We start from the raw sequence: 19,692 nt of genomic DNA, 5'->3' as shown, positions 1-19,692 counted from the left end.
TATGCCCATCTGCAAGCTTCGGGGTTTATCAACGACCATCTGACGGATTGCATTTGCCGAAATCAGAAACAATAAAACAAAGAAATATACAGAAGCAAGCAAAACATCAACACAAAGCGGTCACCCTCCCCCATCGGAAAGGCGACCGCTTCAGTGTTATAAAATCTGTTTCTCAGTATGTAATACACTGAGAAGAAATGTTATTCTATTCCGATACTATGGCATACGGGAAAAAGGATGAACGTAAACTCATAATCAGCGTATGGCACCAGGTATTCCGGACGGGCTATACGTCCCCAACTGTCTTCGCAACCCAGACCAGCTTGCACCTTGTCGATACAGAGATTAGTCAAATCAGCTTCATCCACCTCTTGCGAGTGTCCTTGCTCTTTGCTCCAGCCTTCATCTAAAGACTCGATGGTATAGTGCAAGGCAGATGCGGAGAAGGGAGCGGCCGCCACAATCTTGATGCCATTACCAGACTGATCCAACATCTTCCACCAACGAATATCGGTCTTTGTTCCATTTTCCTGCGGACGGATGTAGGGATAGAACTGCTCAGCCACACTTTGGCGATAAATGCCTAAGTCGGCGCAATGATTACGGTCAATATAGTTTTCAACCGGACCGCGTCCATAGTATTCAACGGTTTCAAAGCTGCGCGGCATAGGCATCTGCAGACCGAAACGGAACATGTTCGATACTTTGGCATTCTTGTCGGCAGTCAGCTTCTGGGTCACCTTGACGGCACCGGCATTGTTGATGACATAAACAAGGTTCAGCTTAGCTGAAACACCCGGCATGTCGTAAGCAGATTCTACAATCACCTGATTGTTCTCCGTGCGCTGTTTGAAAGAGGTCAGTTTGATTTCCGGATTCTTCCAAGCGATATATTTGCGTTGCAGATTGGCACCGTAGTCGTTGTCAACAGGCGCACGCCAGAAGTTTGGTTTTAAAGCCTCGCCGTCTTTAATCATATCCCGGCCATTCACTTCGTACTTAGTCAGATAACCGTTGTGCTTGTTGATTTCTACACGGAAAGCATCACCGGAGACGATGAGGTAGTTCCAATCGTTATCCTGTACTTGGGGAGCCGTCATCTCGATATTGCTCTGTTCGCAGTTCTTCAATTCCATGGAAGGAGCTTGGTAAGGATTGAGCGTCAACTGGTCTTTTGCCACTACATGTCCGGCGGAAAGCAATCCTTCACGGTTCTTCAGCTTATAGGAAACATTCAGCAACCACTCGGTGCATTGGCAAGTCTTGCCCAAGTCCAACTTGATTTTGGCTGTCTGTTGGGGAGCTACATTCAGATTATCCACACGACCGGTCCGTATCACCTTACCGCCTTTCAGTACCTCCCACTCCATATAATAGGCAGAAAGATCACGGAAGAAGTATTCATTGAACACATTGATTTCGCCGTTCTTCAAGTCGGCCGGAGTAGTCCAGATGTCCTGATAGATACGGCCTACCTCATACATGTGGGGATTGGGCACACGGTCGGGGCTGATAAGACCGTTATCGCAGAAGTTACCGTCGCTGGCATCAAAACGGTTAAAGTCACCGCCGTAGGCATAAATCATCTTACCGTTTTTTCCTGTCCAACGTACAGACTGATCAACAAAATCCCAAATAAAGCCACCTTGGAATTTGGAATATTTACGCACCAAATCCCAATATTCTTTAAAACCTCCTTGCGAGTTTCCCATCGCATGAGCATATTCGCACTGAATCAGGGGCTTTGTCATAGAATCATCCTCACTGTATTTCTTACATCCGTCATAGCCATAATACATCGGGCAATAGATGTCTGTCTTGCCTGTTTTACCGGCTTGTTCATATTGTACGGCACGGCTCGGGTCTTCAGCCTTTATCCAATCGTAGGCAGCTTCGAAATTAGCGCCATAGCCGGCTTCGTTGCCCAAAGACCAGAAAATGATGCTGGGATGATTGAAGCTACGCTGCACATTGCGCTGGTTACGCTCCATATGTGCTTTCCTATAGTCCTCACGTTTGGCAAGTGTCTCTTCCCCATAACCCATTCCGTGGGATTCGATATTGGCTTCGGCCACTACGTAAATACCATATTGGTCGCAGAGGTCGTACCAGAGATTATTGTCGGGATAGTGGCAGGTGCGCACGGCATTCAGGTTGAACTGCTTCATCACCTGAATATCCTGAATCATGCGTTCGCGAGAAATGACGTAACCACCGTCCGGATCCATCTCGTGGCGGTTGGCTCCCTTGAAGAGAACGGGCTGGCCGTTGACAAGTATCTGACTTCCTTTCAGCTCTATCTTTCGGAAGCCCACCTTTACGGGAATCACTTCACTGCTGCCTTGCAAAGTGGCACGCAGGGTATACAAGTAGGGCGTTTCTGCCGTCCACTTATGAGGATTCTCCACATTTATCAAGGCAGTAGCGTTACCTTTGGCGACAGCTGTAGCCACCTGTTTTCCGGCAGCGTCCAGCAGTTCAAGACTGATATTGCCGCCACCCTTCACATCAAGCTGTACTTTCAGGGAACCGTTCTTATAAGCAGTATCCAAATCGGGAGTGACACGGATGTCCTGAATGCGCTTCTTGTCACGGGCATACAAGTAGCAATCGCGCCCTACACCGCTATAACGGAAGAAGTCCTGGTCTTCCAGATACGTCCCGTCACACCAGCGGAATACCTGAAAGGCTATCAGATTCTTTTGTCCCGGCTTCAAGTAGGGTGTCAGGTTGAATTCAGCCTCCAGTTTGCTGTCCTCACTATAACCTACGTACTTGCCGTTTACCCACAAATACATATTGGAAGTCACGGAACCGAAATGAGCAATGATGTCCTTACTCTTCCAGTCGGCAGGTATTACAATCTCACGACGGTAGGAACCTACATTGTTATTCTCCGTTGGCACCTGCGGTGGATTGTTCTTGAACTGATTGCGCCAGGCATATCCGGTATTCACGTAGATAGGGGCGCCGAAACCGTTCAGTTCCCACATACCGGGAACGGCCATATCGCTCCATCCCTTGTCGTTGAACCCCACTTTCCAGAAATCCGTGGGACGGGCATCGGCATTCTTCACCCAGAAGAATTTCCAGATACCGTTCAGAGTCATGTAATTGGAAGAATGTTCTTTTGCTCCACGAGCCGCAGCATCTGCCGACTCATAGGCAAAATAGTTGGTGTGCATCGGAGCACGGTTCACGGCATTTACTTCAGGGTTTTGCCATTCAGTGAAGGACTGTGCGCTTGCGGCAATGGCAAAAGTCGCAAGCAGTCCGGTAATGAAATGTTTCTTCATGGTAAATAGTTTATAAAAATTAGCAACGGCATACAAGCAGAACCGGTATGCCGTCACAAAGATACGCCTATCCTATAATTAAAAGGAAGAATAATCGTTCAAAAAAGGCTGAATTTAATTCTTTAAATAAGTGTTCATAACTAGTTCACATAATTAAATAGGTGACTAAATGGGAATTTATTTTGATTGAGTACTTATCCGCAAACGATAGACTCCGAACGAACGGGGCTGAAGCTCCAGGCTCAGAGAACGGGAAGCCACCTCCACCGGACGAATACGTGGAACAATAGCCTCCTGCTCCAGTGTATTCTTGGCTTTCCAGTCATCACTTTGCAAATAGGTGCAGGAACCCGAGACAAGCTGCCGCTTCTTCAATCCGCTGAACTCTATCTGTACCTTCTCCGATCTGCTGCCCGCATTGACAAGCTTCAGAATTACTTCTCCCGTAGGAGCATCCAGCACTGCCGATGCATAAAGGCTGTCCTGCCCCGTCACGGGTTTTCCGTCCATTTGCAGGTTCAGCACATCTGTTCCGGCATTCATACCGTACATCTGCTGTACGTAATAGTTGGGAGTCCGCATCATACGGAGATTGTCGAACCAAATCAAATCGGGATTCCACTGCCAGGCATCCACATGGGCAAACAACGGAGCATAGGTAGCCAGGCGCACCACATCGGCATTACGTTCCAGTCCCGTCATAAAAGCTGCTTCGGACAGTGCCGCCAAGAAATTATTGGCTTTCCCGGTGGGGTGGTCATGCGATGCATATTCACCGGCAAAGACTTTCGGTCCTTTACGGTCATAGTCATCATAGCGGGCAGCATTGGCAAAGAACCAGTCGGGAGCCATATAATAATGCTCGTCCACCAAATCCACCCCGATGCGTTTCATTTCGGGCCATAGGTAATCGAACTTGTCCCCATCTGCACTCGGACCGGAAGAACCTACAATCTGCATATCGGGATATTCCGCACGGATGGCTTTCGTGAACACTTCCAGACGCTCGGGATAGACTTCCCCCCACTGTTCATTGCCGATGGCAATCATTTTCAGACCGAACGGTTCGGGATGTCCCATATCGGCACGCACCTTTCCCCACTTGGAGGTTGCAGCACCGTTGGCAAACTCGATGAGGTCGAGGGCATCCTGCACGTACGGGCCGAGTTCTCCAAGGGGAACCACTTCGTTGCTTTCGTATTGGCAGGACAGCCCGCAGCTCAGTACCGGCAGAGGCTCTGCACCGAGGTCTTCACTCAGCAGGAAATATTCGTAAAAGCCAAGTCCGTAACTCTGGAAATAATCCGGGAAAGCTTTATGCTTGAATGTATAGTTCCAGCGATTTTCGTTCAAAGGACGGTTCTCTACCGGACCCACGGAATTCTTCCATTGATAACGGGTGGCAAGGCTGTTGCCTTCGATGATGCAGCCACCGGGAAAACGGAATACTCCGGGATTGAGGTCATAGAGGGCTTGTACCAAGTCGGCACGCAATCCATTCTCACGCTTCTTCCAAGTGTTCACCGGGAAGAGAGAGATGTGGTCCATATCTACCGTACCCTCCGTCTGCAACACAACACGCAGACGCGAGCGAACATCGGTAAAAGGAGCTTTCAGCACAGCCGTCAGCTTCTGCCATTCACTGCCTTTCACTTCCAGTTCCTTCTTCAGGAGATTCTCTCCGTTGGAATTCACCAGTTCGACGGAAAGCTTCATTGGTTTGGTATCCGGCGTACGGACATAGGCGGAGAAACGGTAATCTTCTCCTTTTTTCAGGCCGATGCCACGATAACCTTCATTATCCAGTCCGGCACGCAAAAGACAGCCGTCATTGGTAATGCGCACATAATGCGGATTGCGGTCGAAGCAGGGCCGCTCGTCCTGTACCGTCACCTCGCCGAAAGGTATCCACCCCACCAGCGGCTGCGGGAACTCAAAAGAGCGGTTCTTTACCAGTTCGGCATACAAACCACCGTCCGCACCGAAATTAATGTCTTCGAAGAAGATTCCATACATGGCAGGATTTATCCGAGCCGTCGGTTTTGATACATCAACAGTCATCACATGCTGTTGCGCCTGCATGCCAAGAACAACGAACAATGTCAATAGAAATAAAAGTCTTTTCATGGTTTTAATCTGTTTATAACGATAGCATAAGCTAAATTATGACGACATACTTACCTATTCTACATCAATCCTATTTACCGGCAACCATACATCCATCTTGCCCTCACCCCGGTGTGCCCATGCATAATAAGGTATCAGGGTCAGCGTCACATCTCTGGTTGCCAACTTTCCGGCAGCATCAAAACCAAGAGCCTGCACTTCTGTGGTAATTTCGTTGATGCCATACAGCAGTTCGGGCTTCTCCGTCACCTGGAATTTCGGATGACGGTTCAGGATGATATTCTGTATATTAAAATCATTATCGGCCCACTCGGCACAATAAACGATAGGACCACGCTCAACGGCCACCCGTCCACGGTCGGCAACCACTTTTTCATTGGCTTTCACCACACGGGGGTGCATGTCGAAATGCACCTCTACCACATCCCCTTTCTTCCACTTCCGGTCTATCCGGAGATAGCCTTTACGAAGTTCACCGGTCACCTCCTCGCCATTCACCAATACACGATAGCCCAACTTCAGGTCGTCGGCATACGAATAAAGGTCACTCGGAAGTACACTGCCGCGCACCCAACCCGGAATACGGATATTCATCGTAAACGGCAGGTTGCCCTGAGCCACCTTCACACGAATATCTCCGTTCCAGGGGTATCCGGTTTCCTGCTCCAGCACCACTTTCTTTTCATTCAACTTCAGCTCGGCACGGTTGGACAAGAAAAGGTTGACGTACACCTGATTGTCTTTCACGGCATACACATATCCCGGCAAAGAAGGAATGAACCGGCTGATGTTGCTAGGACAGCAGGCACAACCAAACCACGGCTGGCGTGTAATCGTATGGTCGGCATTAAAGTGATACTTACCATCGCAAGACAACGGATTGGGATAGAAGAACTTGCCTCCGTCCAATGAAACGCCGGAGATTAATCCGTTGTAAAGCGTACGTTCCAGCACGTCGAAATACTTGGAATCGCCATGCAGCAGAAAGAGGCGGTAATTCATGTAAACATTGCCGATGGCGGCACAGGTCTCATTGTAGGCAGTCAGATTCGGCAATTCATAGTTATCACCGAAAGCTTCGCCCGTGTGACGCGCACCGATACCGCCGGTAATATATATCTTCTTGCCGACGATATTCTCCCATATCTTGTCGATAGCCTTGATGTAGGAGCTGTCACCCGTAATGGCAGCCACATCAGCCATACCGGAATACATGTAACCGGCACGTACGGCATGTCCCACTGCCTCTTCCTGCTCCAGTACAGGCTTGTGCGACTGCAAATAGATGTCCTTGCGTGCCGTAGTGCCGCGCGCGTCGAGGAAGAACTTGGCCTGGTCGAGATATTTCTTATCTCCTGTCACGGTATAGAGGCGTACCAATGCCATTTCGGCAATCTGATGTCCGGGAATCACACGCTTCTGTCCGGGGCCTTCACCGATATTCTTGCATACGCAGTCGGCATAACGGATAGCTATATCCAGGAAGTTCCGCTTGCCTGTAGCTTGATAATAAGCCACAGCCCCTTCCACCATGTGACCCAGATTATAGAACTCGTGGCTCAAATTCTCCACCTCCGACCAGCGTTCCGGCCCCGACCAATCGTGCGGATGCTTGGGGTTCATGGTACGTGCGGTGTAAAGATACCCGTCCGGTTCTTGGGCGGCGGCCACTATGACCAATACGCTGTCGATATATTCTTCCAGTTTCTTGTCCGGGTAAGTCTGCAAGGAGTAACTTGCACCTTCAATCGTCTTATAGACATCCGTATCGTCAAAGGAGAAGCCTCCCACCTTATACTCATCACTGGGATGAGTAGCTTTCACAAAGTTTTCATAACGTCCCGTTTCCTCACACTTACTGAAAGCCAACGGGATGGTTACCTCGCGGCTTGCCTTCAAGCGTTGTCCCCAGAAACTGTCCGTCACCTTCACTGAAGTGAAAGGAACCGGGTCGATGGGATAACCGGAATGCAAAGTCTGTTGCTTTTGTGCCGACACACTGCCGGTCATGGCTGCAACAAGTGCCAAAGTCAATAATCGTATCATATCTTTTAAGTTTTTAAGTTCTTAAGTTCCCACGCACGGAATTACACGGATTTATCCTTATTTCCCCTTATTCTCATGGATACGTATCACCGTAAACGAATAGGCAGGCAAGGTATAAGGAAACTCCGTACCGCCGATGTCGACGAAGGCGGAAGTCACGGAACGTGCCTGCTTGTCTTTCGGGTCACCCGTCAGGAGCGTCTTCACTGCCGAGGGATTCTGCAAGTCGATGCCCTTCAGCTTCACTGTAGAGGAAACCTCCACCGGAAGCAGGTTCACCAGCTTTACGATATGGTCACCCGTGGCCTCATCCTTTACCACCGAAACGCCGACGCGCTTGCGGACAGCCTCTTGCCCATTACTCAGTGTGATGTGCGAGGTGATGTACTGCGTACCCGCATTCTGTCCGTACATCTGCTGTGTGTAGTAGCCCACGGTAGGCTTCACCTCCGTGTTATTGAAATAAATCAAGTCGGGATTCCACTGCGTATGCCCTTCCTTTGCCAGCAACGGAGCGTATGAGGTCATTTCCACCACATCGGCATTACGTTCCACAGAAGTCAGATAGAGGGCTTCTGCCAACGCTGTCTCTATGTTGTTGGGACGTCCGGGCAGGTGGGCGGCATATTCGCCCAGATAGACCTTGGACTTGGTACGGTCATAACGGTCGTAGTAGTCCTGGTTGTGAATCATCCAGCCCGGATCCACGTAATAGTGTTCGTCCACCATGGGCACGCCCATTTCCGTGGCAAGGCGCCAGCCCTCCGCATAGTCCGTGCCTTCGTAGAAGGGACCTACGGTGCCGACAACCGTAATCTCGGGATGCTTCTCCCTGACAGCCTTGTATATCATGGCAAAGCGCTCCTCAAACACTTCGGTAATCATATCCTCGTTGCCGATGCCGATATACTTCAGATTGAAAGGCTTGGGATGGCCTGCCTCAGCACGCTTCCTGCCCCACACGGTGCGGCGTGCATCGCCGTTGGCATACTCTATCAGGTCGAGCACATCCTGGATATAGGCAGGCATCTCTTCCATCGGGATGCCACCCTGCTGGCCGTAGCGCATCAGTTCCTTGTTGGCCCCCTGCGGACAGTTGTCGGCATAGTGCGAGTGTGTGCCCGAATTCTGGCACGGCACGCCCGCTGCCAATACCGGCAGAGGTTCGGCACCTATATCTTCACAGAAGCGGAAGTACTCGAAGTAGCCCAGTCCGCGTGTCTGATGATACCCCCACAGATTGCGCAACGGCTTACGCGCTTCGAGCGGTCCGATAGAGCCTTTCCAGTCATAGATATTATCAATGCCGTCGCCATGAGCCACGCAGCCACCGGGGAAGCGGACGAAGCGTGGATGCAGGTCGGCAAGCGTCTGCGCCAGGTCGGCACGCAAGCCGTTCTTATGGCCCTTGAATGTATTTTGCGGAAAAAGGGAAATCATATCGAGATGCAGTGTCCCCACCGTCTGCGGCTGGAGCGAGAGGACGGCGGCACGCACGTCGGCATTCGCCGTCAGCACCGTCTGCTGTTTCTTCCACTCTTTGGAGGACACATTGACGGAAGAGCGGGCAATCTCACGGCCCGTCTGGTCGAGCAGGCAAACAACCACCTTGCCTCCCTTGCTGCCCGGTGCCACGCGGGCGAAGAGAGAGAAATCGTACTTCTCCCCTTTCTTCAAGCTGATGCCGTCGAAACCGTCGTTCTGCAATGTCACTCCGGGACGCGCCTCCAATACGGCATAATGAGGGTTATTGGGATGAATGGGGTCGGCAGCGGCAATGGTAACGGCAGCCGAAGTATTCCCCTCTTTCACCGCCCAGGCATATGTGCCGTCCCAACCTTGGTGTGAACCGTCCTTAGACGAATACTCGAAGTCGCGGTTCTGTACCAGCTCGGCATACAGTCCTCCATCCGCAGCATAGTTGATGTCTTCGAAGAAAATACCTATCAGATGCTTGCTGATGGTTTTTGCACATTCCGTCTCCACTTCGATAGTCGCCTCCACCGGTTTCAGTCCGGCAAAACGTACGGGGTCTTGCTCGGTACGTTCGGCATGGAGTGCCTGGCGGTACTTCTTATGCTCTGCAAAGGAGATGACACGCTGCACCGTGGCATACGGTACACGCTGCATCCAACCCTGCTGTACGGTACCGTTCAGCAGAACCTCCTTCCGCACGTTAGGATAGACCTCCGCCGGCCGGTATTCGGCAAGGCGAGAACGGTCAAAGTATTTCTGCGCTTTCCATTGCAGCAAGTCGGGAGACTCGACGTATGCAAGGGAGTTTCCGCTTTCCGTCAGTTCCCAGATACAGTGCCAACGGTCGTCGGCACGGGTCTGCATCAAGTGCGGTTTCAGCATCCGCTTCATTTGCCCCCAGGGGCCGAAGTCCGAGTTGACAAAGGAGCTGCCCTCTGCCACGCTGAACCATCGGTTGCCATTGGGACTCCAGGCTAGTTTCAGACCGCCACTGCCGTCGGCATGGGAGTAGGAAAAGAGATAGACTGAATCGGGTTCATTCGCCACTCCATTCGTTATAGCCTGCAAAGGAACGGTCAGTGTCAAGAACAGACACAAGGACAATAATTTCAAGAATCTATTCATGGTATTAAGTCGGTATTAATCATTCACATTTAGTTCGATAGTCACAATCAGCCGTATTCTGAATGCCATTCAGTCGTATAGTGAATAGGGTTCAGTCGTATAGTGAATGCCATTCAGTATACGACTGAATCAGGACAATTATAAACCTTTGATAATCAAAGATTTGCAAAAGGAGTAATCCGTTATGACATATCATTACAAAACAAGGGTTGCTCCATGCCTTCTTTATTCCACGATTACCGCCCCTCCCTGCGGCTGAACCGTGAGTTGCAGAGAGCCGTCAGTCTTTATCTTCTGCAGCTTTAATTGAGGCTGCATCTTCTTGTCATCACTATACAGAGACACCTCTTGTCCTGCCAGCATAGGAAGGTCAAGTTTCAGTTTCAACGGTTCCACCGTTGCATTGGCAGCGGCTATGTACCACGTGTTTCCATGACGACGGGCAAGAACAATATATCTCCCCGGATAGCCGTCAATGAAACGGGTCTCGTCCCAAGTAGTGGGCACTTGTTTCATAAAGTCGAGGCAGATTTGCGGAGCATCCGTCAAGTTATTAGGTGCCAAGGCGAAGTTCTGGATAGGATTTTGGAACAGCACTGCCGTTGCCAGCTGAAAGATGTCCGTGGTGCGGCGAATAGTTCCGCCATCGTTGCTGCGGTTCAAACGCTTGTTCAGGAACACACCGCCAAACTCCATGCATCCCACAGCATTGCGGATGAAAGGGTGCAGCGTGGCATTGAACGCCTCGTTATCACAGAAATGCTGGCTAAATACCAGATTCTCGGAAGCCAGCACCGCCTCGCTGCCTACGTAATTGGGATACATCCGTTCCCAGCCGCGAGGCAAGGTACAGCCGTGGAAGATAACCATCAGACCGTGGTCGTCGGCATCGCTCAGAATCTCCTCGTACAAACGCAGGGTCTCTTGCTTGTCACCGCCGAAGAAGTCTACTTTGATACCCTTCACACCCTGGCTTTGCAACCAGCGCATCTCTTGCTTGCGGGCAATGGAGTTATCCATCCGGTTGACGGGACTCTGCTCTATATCGTTCCAGTAACCACTGGAGCTATACCACAAGAATACCTCCACACCCTTGCTACGGGCATACTTGATAAACTGTTCCATGCGGTCGCGACCGATGTTGTTGTCCCACCAGTTGTCAATCAATACATATTCGTATCCCATGGCGGCTGCCAAGTCAACATAGCGCACCTGGTCGTCGTAGTTGATGCTGCCGTCCTGCCAGAGAATCCAGCTCCATGTGCCACGGCCCGGCTTGTAATCATGGGTGGTGGTATAGCGTGGTTCCACTACATCCCAGGGGACGGTGGTTTCCACAATCGGCTTCAAGGTTTCCCCCACCGTCACAGTACGCCACGGCGTGGAGCCCGGCAGGGAAAAGGCAGGTGCCACCGTTCCATTGCCGTTGTTCTCTTCCGGCATGGGGAAAGCAATGCGATACACGCCGTTATCCCAATCACTCAAACGCGAGCCACAATAACGGCTGTCCACTCCGGTTTCACTGAGCAGTACCCAGCCGTCATCCCCCACCTTGAACAAGCAGGGAAATGTATATCCATGTCCATAACCCGAACGTTCGTTCATCGGGGCATCTGCCTTATATTCTTCTTCGTAACTGGGTTTGGTACGCTTCCACCCTATCATGGCGTCGCTCTGCGGACAAAGGAAAGTGGTGGTCTGCGACGGGAAGCGGAAGCCGGTCCGTTCGCTGTTCACCGTGACGCTTCCTTTTCCCTGCTCCCTCGGCAGGGTGTAACGGAAAGCCACGTCATTGTTGCTGACGCGGAAAGTTATCTGCACATTCTTCCCCTCACCGTTGACGAATGAACAAAGCAATTCGTTTGCCCGGTAATGGATGTGCGAAGCTTTGATTCGGGATTGTTCATAAACCGTATCGAAAGCTGTGACTTTATGTTCCTTCAACTGCAATCCTCTATAGAAATCACCCACATTTGTCTCCATCCCCAAGGGAGAAGATTCCAGCATTTGCTTTCCATTGTAGGTGACGGCGTAAGACACTTCGCCGTTGGCTGACGGGCAGGATACCGTAAGCTGCAATTTTCCATCCGGACCATTGACAGATACACTCTGTGCTGCCAGCGGACCTGAGAGGGCAAACAACCAAACCAGTAATTTCAATCTATTCTTCATGGTATTAAATTATTATGTTATATCATTAAATTAAAAGGTAGGCACCACCGGCCTGATGGTTCCGTCTTCATTGAACTCCATCCGGTCTATGCAGACTTCACGATGAACGCCGGGGCCATCTTTCAAGTACCATTTATTAATACGGTGGTAAACGATTCTCCACTCATCTGTACCGGGAATCTGCAATACAGCGTTGTGTGCCGGACCGTAAATTTCCTTTTCCGGATTCTGAATCAGCACAACGGGTTGCTTGGCAACTTCGATAGGACCGAGCGGCGACTTGGATGTACCGTATGCCACATGGTAATTGGGCGAACCGGTATCGTCTACCGACCACATGAAATAGTAGAGCCCGTTGCGATAAAAGACATAGGCTGCTTCGCGGAAAGCATAGTCCTGCAAGGTGCCTCCCGCCGGTGTCATCACCGTAACGGTATTTTCCTTGATGGACACCATATCGTCGTTCAGCTCGGCACCTGCCATGTAGCCGTTGCCCCAGTAAAGATAGGATTTGCCCGAAACAGGGTCTGTAAACACATCCACATCAATCTGTTGCCCGCCACCGACGGGTGAAGCAGTAACGACAGGGCGTCCCAAATCGGTGAAAGGGCCGGCCGGAGAATCGCTCGTAGCCACTCCAATCTGCTTGCCGCCGCCATTCTTGGGGTTTCCACTGTAATAGAAGAAGTATTTATACTTACCGTCCACTTTTTTCTCTTCAATGCAAGGCGCCCAAGCATTGCCATCTGCCCAGGGCACTTGCTCCGACTTCAAGTCCAGCATGACGCCTTCATCCTGCCAGGTCTTCAAATCCGTGGAGGAGAATACGGTGAAATACCAGCCTCCCCAACCCGGCTGTCCGTCCGTAGTAGAATAGATGTAATACTTTTGGGTCTGATGGGAATAAAGGATTTCCGGGTCGGCATGGAAACCCGGCAATACGGGATTGTTGGGCAATGCGCCCAGTTCTGTCGGCTTGCCCCATTCATCGGTAATGCGCAACAGCTCATGCCGGGTAATGGGGATAATGGTCCCATGACGGGGATGGAAGTTCATCTTCACCTCGCTGTCTATCACCTTAAAATTCTTCAAGTCAGTGGTTTCCGTAAACTGATAGCTTCCTTTCATATAGACGTCGTACATCAGGATATACTTATCCTGCCCTATCAGTTTGAAAGTGCCCGCACCCTCTACGGCTTCCTTAGTCTGTTGCTTGTAATCGGGTTCTTCCGTCCATGCCCCGGAGGTCAGGGAACGGGTGGTGGCCACCTTTATGCCGTTTCCATGCCCTTCCGTCTTATAGAAAAGGTGGAAAACACCATCCTTATAGACAATGTCTCCATCGATGCACGATTTCCCGTTCTCCGGCAGAAACAATGGCTTGGGCTCTCCCTCCAAATCCGTAAACTCCGCATTGGCATAAGCATAATATATGACATCGGCTCCATCGCCATGCAGCATGGACCAATACACCATGTACTTTCCCACCTCCGGGTCGTAGATAGTCTGCGGAGCCCATACACGCTTCAAATCCTCCTGACCTGAATAGCGCTTCTGTATATTGATAACGGAGTGAGACCAGTTGACCAAGTCGGTAGATTTCAGCAAAACCATGGCACGGTTGGAACTCCATCCATTGGCTGAAACCATATCTGTCACTACCATATAGAAAGTCTTGCCATCCTCGCAACGAAGGATATGCGGGTCGCGGACTCCCCCGGTGGAGCTGATGACTTTCGAGTCGATTACCGGTTCATTATCATTCAATGCCCAGTAGGTATAACCGTCCATGCTTACAGCATAGCGCACAGCTTCTTCATCGCCACTATTCCCAGTGAAATAAGTGAACAAATAAGCTACATAATCTTTTTCGGGAAAGGATTTTTGCCAGGAATATCCCGGAAGTGCAAACAACGACAATAACATTGCCGCCAAAAGCATCCGGAAAGTGTTTTTCATCCGTACAATCATAATCTTTTTATATTAAACCTTTTAACGGGTGTAAAATTAACACTATATACATTATAATACAAAGAAAGTGTATATGTTGTGTAACATATACACTTATTTAATCTCTCCAATCAGTCGGCATTCAAAAAACGCACCATCTCACAAGCTGCCAGCAGAAATGCCCCTACCCCAAAGTTGGCAGTAGAGTTGGCATCAACCACTTGTCCGGGAATGGCTTTCTCGCCAATCGGCTGTACATACCCTATGCGGCCATCGGGCTGCAAGGCTACAGTAGTCAGATAATTCCACGCCTTCATCACTACGGGTTGATAAGTAGCCTTGTCCAGCAAGCCGTTGTTCATCCCCCATAACAGACCATAGGTAAAGAAAGCCGTACCGCTGGTTTCAGGACCGGGAGCATGCTCAGGGTCGAGCATACTGCGTGTCCAGTAGCCTTCCGGCTGCTGGCAGGCAGCCACGGATTTGGCCATCGTCTGGAAGCGGTCTATGTACTCCTGGCGGTATTGGTCTGTTTCGGGCAGGTCTTTCAGTACCTTTGCCAAGGCAGCCAGCACCCAACCGTCGCCACGCGCCCAGAAGTCTTTCTTACCATTCACACTTTTATGTTTTGGATAAATATATTTGCCGTCGCGATAGTATAGGCCTTCCTCCGCATCGTACATGATGCTGTTGGCATAGGTCCAGTATTCATGCAGTTTCTCCAGATATAACGGATTGCCGGTCAGCTTGTACATCTTTGTCATAACGGGCATTACCATGTAAAGTCCGTCTGCCCACCACCAATAATCGTTCTTGTCCGTACTCATCTGGTATTCCATCACTTCGCGCGCACGGGCTATCTTCCCGGAATCCGGCTTCACGGTATACAAATCCGCATAAGTCTGGAAACAAATCTGATAATCACCGAAAAGCACATAATCATCACTCTCCCCATAGCTGTACTTCCACTCTTCCTTGTTGTCACTCTTCGCGCCTTTCCATTCATTATGTTCTGCCCACGCCTCGGAATAGGCATAGCATTCCGGATTACCGGTCAGGAAGAACACCTCCATGTTTCCCGTATGATAGGCGGCATTGTCCCAGAAAGAGCGCCCATGTTGCGGATGGGTCTCCTGCCAATAGTTGTTCACCCGATTGATAATCTCAATCACTTCTTCCGGTTTCGGCTGCTGAGCGGTGCATGAGAACAGTCCCCAGCAAAAAGCCAAACCCAATAAAAATAAGCATGTCGTTTTCATATACTAATACTGTTCTTTTATCTTATTACTTCCAATACATATACCGATTGCGGTGCAAACTCCACAACCCGCTCTCCGTCTCCTTGCTTGGCATGCTGCACAAATAGATGCAGCCGCTTCCTGCTCTTCCACAATTCCGTGTCATGAGACGGTTCCCAGGCACCGACAGTGAAGTCGGTCAAATCGCTGATGCTCCACTTACTGTTTGCCACATCCGTAGCGTGCGCCAAAGAGACTTTGCTCCCCCGTTCTTCATCCCTGAATACATAAAATATCCCCCCGCCATCTACTACGATGCGCGGACGGGCCATCGGAATCATCTTCGTGCCTCCACCTTTCAGGGAAAACGGAGTGGTACGCCCGGAGACCTGGCGGCTGTGCCACATCTGCCCGTCATGCCAGACAATCCGGTATTGCGGGACGTCGCTGTCCGGGTCGCGCCAATAGGAAGCAATGTACGGATTGCCGCCTGCATCGGCACTCATGCTGGTCTGGTTTATCAGTTCCGAATTCTGAGGAATGCGGCAGGCATACTCTGCATTACCCAGACGGATGGGCAAATCATATTTCTTGCCATTTGCCTTATACCATGTTACGCCATTGTCAAAGGAACGGGCGTAGCATAGGTCATGGTTGGTTTCCACATGCCAAGTCTCGCGCCAGACCCACGACAGATGGATGGTTCCAAGCTCATCTACATATAGCTGCCAGTAAGCATTGCGCTTGTTCTCGCCATCAATCAGTACATCCTGCACACGGCTCCATTTCTTCTCCTTCAAGGAATAGCGGTTCATCACCAGGTTGCCTCGGCCGGAAGAACCGGAACGGTATGCAAACAGCAGGTCGCCTCCGGACAGCAGATAAAACTCCGGATAGGTTACATTGCCTTCATCCACGCCCGTCATGGGCTCCTTCTCACCCAATTCCAGCGAATGGGGTGCAATGCTGCGACAGTAGTTCAAGGGCTGTCCGTGATGGTCGAAGGCTACATGAATATACCCGTCACCGTCCAGCATCATGCTGATGACGTTATGGGCATCCTTCACATTCCCTTTATACTGTGTACGGTGCAGTGTCCACTGTCCGGCATGGAGGTTCCGTTTTCCAAGAGTCAGGAACCCTTCCGCATCATAGTAACTGATGTATTGCTCGTCACCTTGCGTCACCAGCGAATTATTACGGAATACGGCGGTGTTGACGGAAGTCTGGCTGTATCCTTTCCCCACTTCCACCAGATGCGTTTCGGGAAGGACACCGGCAGCACCCTGCGCACAGAGTGCCACCGGAAATCCACCAATCCCCCAAACAATTAATATAAATACTATAAAAAATGAATCAGTCTTACTCATAATAGGCATGGTCTTTGGGGAATTCTTCACCACCCCACGCCTTTTTCGAGGTCCATGCCTGCGGAGCATCTGTCCAGAACGGATGGTCGGCGGGCAAACCCAGGGGCAAGAATGCCAGGGAAGCCATGTAAAGGCTGCCGTTGTTAGTATACCAGTCGGAGATATGAGGCTGGGAACCATTGAATCCCAATGTCAGAAAACCTTTCTCGTTGAAGTTCCGGTTGTCACCGAACATACGGTTGATGACAGCTGTCATGGCAGCACGTACCTGTCCGTTCGACAATTCCTTGGGCAACCATCCACGCCATGCCAACAAAGCCAATGGTTGGAGGGTACCGGTGCGGTAGGTAATGGAACGCCCGAATACGGGGAAGGCCCCCTCGGGAGAGATGAAACGTTCCAGAATCATGCCGAAACGCTGCATGCGCTTCTGGGCACGCTGGAAATTGCAATCCGGCGCATTCCATATCTTATTTTTTCCACTGTTCGTAAAGACTTCCAGACACTCCACATACATGGGATGGAGTACGAAGCTGTTGTAATAGTCAAAGGCAAATCCCGGTCCGTCGCTATAGAAGCCGTCACCTACATACCACTCTTCCACCTTGCGCAGAGCGGAGACAATACGGTAAGCATCACTCTTGGCACCAGCCTTGCGCAGGAAACATTCTACCGTAGACGAGAACAGCAGCCAGTTGGTATAAGGAGGGTCCACACGGCGCAACTGGGTGAACTCTTCAATGTAACGCCGTTTAGTCAAACTATCCAGAGGCACCCACAAAGCATCGTATCCTCGCAGGAAGCTTTCAGCAACATAAGCGGCATCGACCAGCGGCTGTCCCTCTTTCCGCCAAAGTAGGTAATCCTGACTTTCCGGGTCTACCGCCTGCGCATAACTTTTCAATGCCCACTCGCGGAGCTGCCTGCGCTGCTTGCCTTCGGCAGTGTCATCGTCCGGCAAAGAGAGCCAGGGTGCCAACCCCGCCATCAGACGTCCGAAACATTCCATATAGGTCACCCGTTTGTCGCGTCCATCCCAAGTGGGGCTAAGCTCCACCTGCATATTTTCCTGGAGCTTCCCTTCACTCATATTGCTCAGTACCGGAGCAGCCATTTGATACAACACCCCGGCCCAAAGTTCGCGGTCTGTCACTTCCTTCTCTTTTTTCTTCTTGGCAGCCATTTCCTGAGCGGGCAGCAATAAAACTGCCACCAGCAGCAGCCATAAGTAGTTACTTTTTCTCATGATATTATTTAAGTTTGTTTTTCAATACTGCAAAATTACCCCATTCCCGGTAATTTCGGGGGCACTATTGTTTCAAAAAGGGGTAAATATCGGTCATTAGTACCCCAAAAGCTCAGAAATCACAAGAAAAAGCCTAAGATTAAGCCGTGCTACGACGGAAGTGAATAAAGTATTTGCCGCTATATTTGTTTCTTCATGAACTGCACCAGTACGAGGGCAATGCAATAAGCTATAATCTGTTCAAACCAAAAGTCAAGTCCTTCAAACATATTACTCATTATTTTAATAGACACCCATTCCTTTTTCTGATAACAAAGGAAAGGAGTTTATTCGGAATAATGAATTTCCATACGACTCAAAAAATGTTCTATTTTTCCGGATTACAGACAAAACTGAGAATATCCACCAAGACACTGACTACTTCCATATTACATTAAATGTCCCGAAAACCGATATATTCTCCTGCCAAAAGACTATTTTTGCAACAAATATCCATAAGCATACCATGGCAGGCATCTATATTCATATACCTTTTTGCAAGACACGCTGTATCTATTGCGATTTCTATTCCACCACTCGCAGCGAATTGAAGCAGCAGTACATCCGTGCCTTGTGCACTGAACTGAAAACCCGCAAGGGTTATCTGAAGGAAGAACCGATAGAGACCATCTACTTTGGCGGAGGAACTCCCTCACAGCTCGCTCACGAAGATTTCGAGCAGATATTCCGGACTATCAAAGAGGTGTATGGAACAGAACATGCCGAAGAAATTACCCTCGAGGCCAATCCCGACGACCTGACGGAAGAATATGTGTCCATGCTGCGCACCCTCCCCTTCAACCGCATAAGCATGGGGATACAGACATTCGACGCCCCCACCCTGAAACTGTTGAACCGCCGGCACAATGCCGCGCAAGCCATCGCAGCCATACACCGCCTCCGCCAAGCCGGCTTCCGGAATATCAGCATCGACCTCATCTATGGACTACCGGATGAAACAGACCAACGGTGGGAACGCGACCTGCAACAAGCCGTCGGCCTTGATGTGGAGCATATCTCCGCTTATCATCTGACTTACGAAAAAGGCACCCGCATCTACGAAATGCTGCAGAGCCATCGTATCAGCGAAGTGGACGAAGAGAGTAGCCTGCGCTTCTTCTCGGCGCTCATGGACACCCTGGGAGCCGCGGGGTATGAGCATTACGAAATATCCAACTTCTGCAAGCCCGGCATGTACTCACGCCACAACACTGCTTACTGGAAAGGCATTCCGTATTTGGGCTGCGGCCCTTCCGCCCACTCCTTCAATGCGGAGACAAGGGAATGGAACACAGCTTCTCTGGAAGGATACATAAAGTCCATTGAAGAGGGGCACCGTTCCTCCGAAACAGAAATTCTGGATAAAGTGACCCGTTACAATGAATACATCATGACTTCCCTGCGTACCATGTGGGGAGTCTCCCTGACATATACGGAAGAAGCCTTCGGCACAGAGTTGCGCCAATATTGCACGAAGATGGCAGCCCCCTACCTCCAAAGCCACAAACTGGAGATGCAGGCAGACCGCCTGCACCTGACCCGGGAAGGCATCTTTGTTTCGGACGGTATAATAAGTGACCTGATGTTCATTGAATAACAACAAAACC

At 50.3% G+C, this 19,692-nt stretch carries 10 protein-coding genes and 1 pseudogene; 2 read left to right on the top strand and 9 right to left on the bottom strand.

Translation table 11 applies throughout. The features are described 5' to 3' along the window. Positions 1 to 75, top strand: a pseudogene (locus DXD65_RS16285) (DNA-3-methyladenine glycosylase I); the annotation flags it as partial. Positions 76 to 200: 125 nt separating this feature from the next. On the opposite strand, the gene DXD65_RS16280 reads toward DXD65_RS16285, so the two are convergent. The 9 genes from DXD65_RS16280 to DXD65_RS16240 all read right to left on the bottom strand — a co-directional run bounded on the left by DXD65_RS16280 (position 201) and on the right by DXD65_RS16240 (position 18,046). Further along, positions 201 to 3,296 carry a glycoside hydrolase family 2 TIM barrel-domain containing protein gene (locus tag DXD65_RS16280; protein ID WP_005833261.1) on the bottom strand — a complete coding sequence of 1,032 codons (3,096 nt, stop codon included), beginning with the start codon at positions 3,294 to 3,296 and terminating at the stop codon, positions 201 to 203. A 177-nt stretch (positions 3,297 to 3,473) separates the two neighbouring features. Continuing rightward, on the bottom strand, positions 3,474 to 5,423 hold the full coding sequence (locus tag DXD65_RS16275; RefSeq protein ID WP_005830131.1) for an alpha-L-arabinofuranosidase C-terminal domain-containing protein: 1,950 nt from the start codon (positions 5,421 to 5,423) through the stop codon (positions 3,474 to 3,476). Positions 5,424 to 5,477: 54 nt separating this feature from the next. Then, entirely contained in the window at positions 5,478 to 7,469 is a 1,992-nt protein-coding gene (locus DXD65_RS16270; protein WP_005830129.1) for a glycoside hydrolase family 127 protein, read from the bottom strand. 57 nt (positions 7,470 to 7,526) lie between these two features. Then, positions 7,527 to 10,070: an alpha-L-arabinofuranosidase C-terminal domain-containing protein gene (locus DXD65_RS16265; protein ID WP_005830127.1), complete on the bottom strand. Its 2,544-nt coding sequence runs from the start codon at positions 10,068 to 10,070 to the stop codon at positions 7,527 to 7,529. A gap of 225 nt (positions 10,071 to 10,295) precedes the next feature. Further along, entirely contained in the window at positions 10,296 to 12,242 is a 1,947-nt protein-coding gene (locus DXD65_RS16260) for a glycoside hydrolase family 97 protein (protein WP_022401396.1), read from the bottom strand. Between the two features lie 30 nt (positions 12,243 to 12,272). Further along, positions 12,273 to 14,183 carry a family 43 glycosylhydrolase gene (locus DXD65_RS16255; RefSeq protein WP_373151307.1) on the bottom strand — a complete coding sequence of 637 codons (1,911 nt, stop codon included), beginning with the start codon at positions 14,181 to 14,183 and terminating at the stop codon, positions 12,273 to 12,275. Positions 14,184 to 14,323: 140 nt separating this feature from the next. Beyond that, positions 14,324 to 15,451: a glycoside hydrolase family 88 protein gene (locus tag DXD65_RS16250; protein ID WP_005830120.1), complete on the bottom strand. Its 1,128-nt coding sequence runs from the start codon at positions 15,449 to 15,451 to the stop codon at positions 14,324 to 14,326. 17 nt (positions 15,452 to 15,468) lie between these two features. Next, positions 15,469 to 16,800 (bottom strand): BNR repeat-containing protein, encoded by a 1,332-nt coding sequence (locus tag DXD65_RS16245; protein WP_022401394.1) that lies wholly within the window; start codon positions 16,798 to 16,800, stop codon positions 15,469 to 15,471. Further along, positions 16,793 to 18,046, bottom strand: coding sequence for a DUF2264 domain-containing protein (locus DXD65_RS16240; RefSeq protein ID WP_005830116.1), 1,254 nt, complete (start codon positions 18,044 to 18,046; stop codon positions 16,793 to 16,795). The genes DXD65_RS16245 and DXD65_RS16240 overlap by 8 nt, the downstream gene beginning before the upstream one ends. Before the next feature lie 505 nt (positions 18,047 to 18,551). Here DXD65_RS16240 and hemW point away from each other — a divergent pair. Beyond that, positions 18,552 to 19,682, top strand: coding sequence for a radical SAM family heme chaperone HemW (hemW, locus tag DXD65_RS16235; RefSeq protein ID WP_117887795.1), 1,131 nt, complete (start codon positions 18,552 to 18,554; stop codon positions 19,680 to 19,682). Positions 19,683 to 19,692: the final 10 nt, after the last annotated feature.

It is taken from the genome of Bacteroides sp. 4_1_36, from assembly GCF_003466325.1.
Taxonomy (GTDB): domain Bacteria; phylum Bacteroidota; class Bacteroidia; order Bacteroidales; family Bacteroidaceae; genus Bacteroides; species Bacteroides uniformis.
Note: the sequence above shows the minus strand (reverse complement) of the source record. Positions and strands in the feature narration are given on the sequence as shown.

Coding starts and splice junctions, on each gene's coding strand:
- DXD65_RS16275 (WP_005830131.1), bottom strand. CDS start 5,423: ATGAAAAGACTTTTATTTCTATTGACATTGTTCGTTGTTCTTGGCATG.
- DXD65_RS16270 (WP_005830129.1), bottom strand. CDS start 7,469: ATGATACGATTATTGACTTTGGCACTTGTTGCAGCCATGACCGGCAGT.
- DXD65_RS16245 (WP_022401394.1), bottom strand. CDS start 16,800: ATGAGTAAGACTGATTCATTTTTTATAGTATTTATATTAATTGTTTGG.
- DXD65_RS16280 (WP_005833261.1), bottom strand. CDS start 3,296: ATGAAGAAACATTTCATTACCGGACTGCTTGCGACTTTTGCCATTGCC.
- hemW (WP_117887795.1), top strand. CDS start 18,552: ATGGCAGGCATCTATATTCATATACCTTTTTGCAAGACACGCTGTATC.
- DXD65_RS16240 (WP_005830116.1), bottom strand. CDS start 18,046: ATGAGAAAAAGTAACTACTTATGGCTGCTGCTGGTGGCAGTTTTATTG.
- DXD65_RS16265 (WP_005830127.1), bottom strand. CDS start 10,070: ATGAATAGATTCTTGAAATTATTGTCCTTGTGTCTGTTCTTGACACTG.
- DXD65_RS16255 (WP_373151307.1), bottom strand. CDS start 14,183: ATGCTTTTGGCGGCAATGTTATTGTCGTTGTTTGCACTTCCGGGATAT.
- DXD65_RS16260 (WP_022401396.1), bottom strand. CDS start 12,242: ATGAAGAATAGATTGAAATTACTGGTTTGGTTGTTTGCCCTCTCAGGT.
- DXD65_RS16250 (WP_005830120.1), bottom strand. CDS start 15,451: ATGAAAACGACATGCTTATTTTTATTGGGTTTGGCTTTTTGCTGGGGA.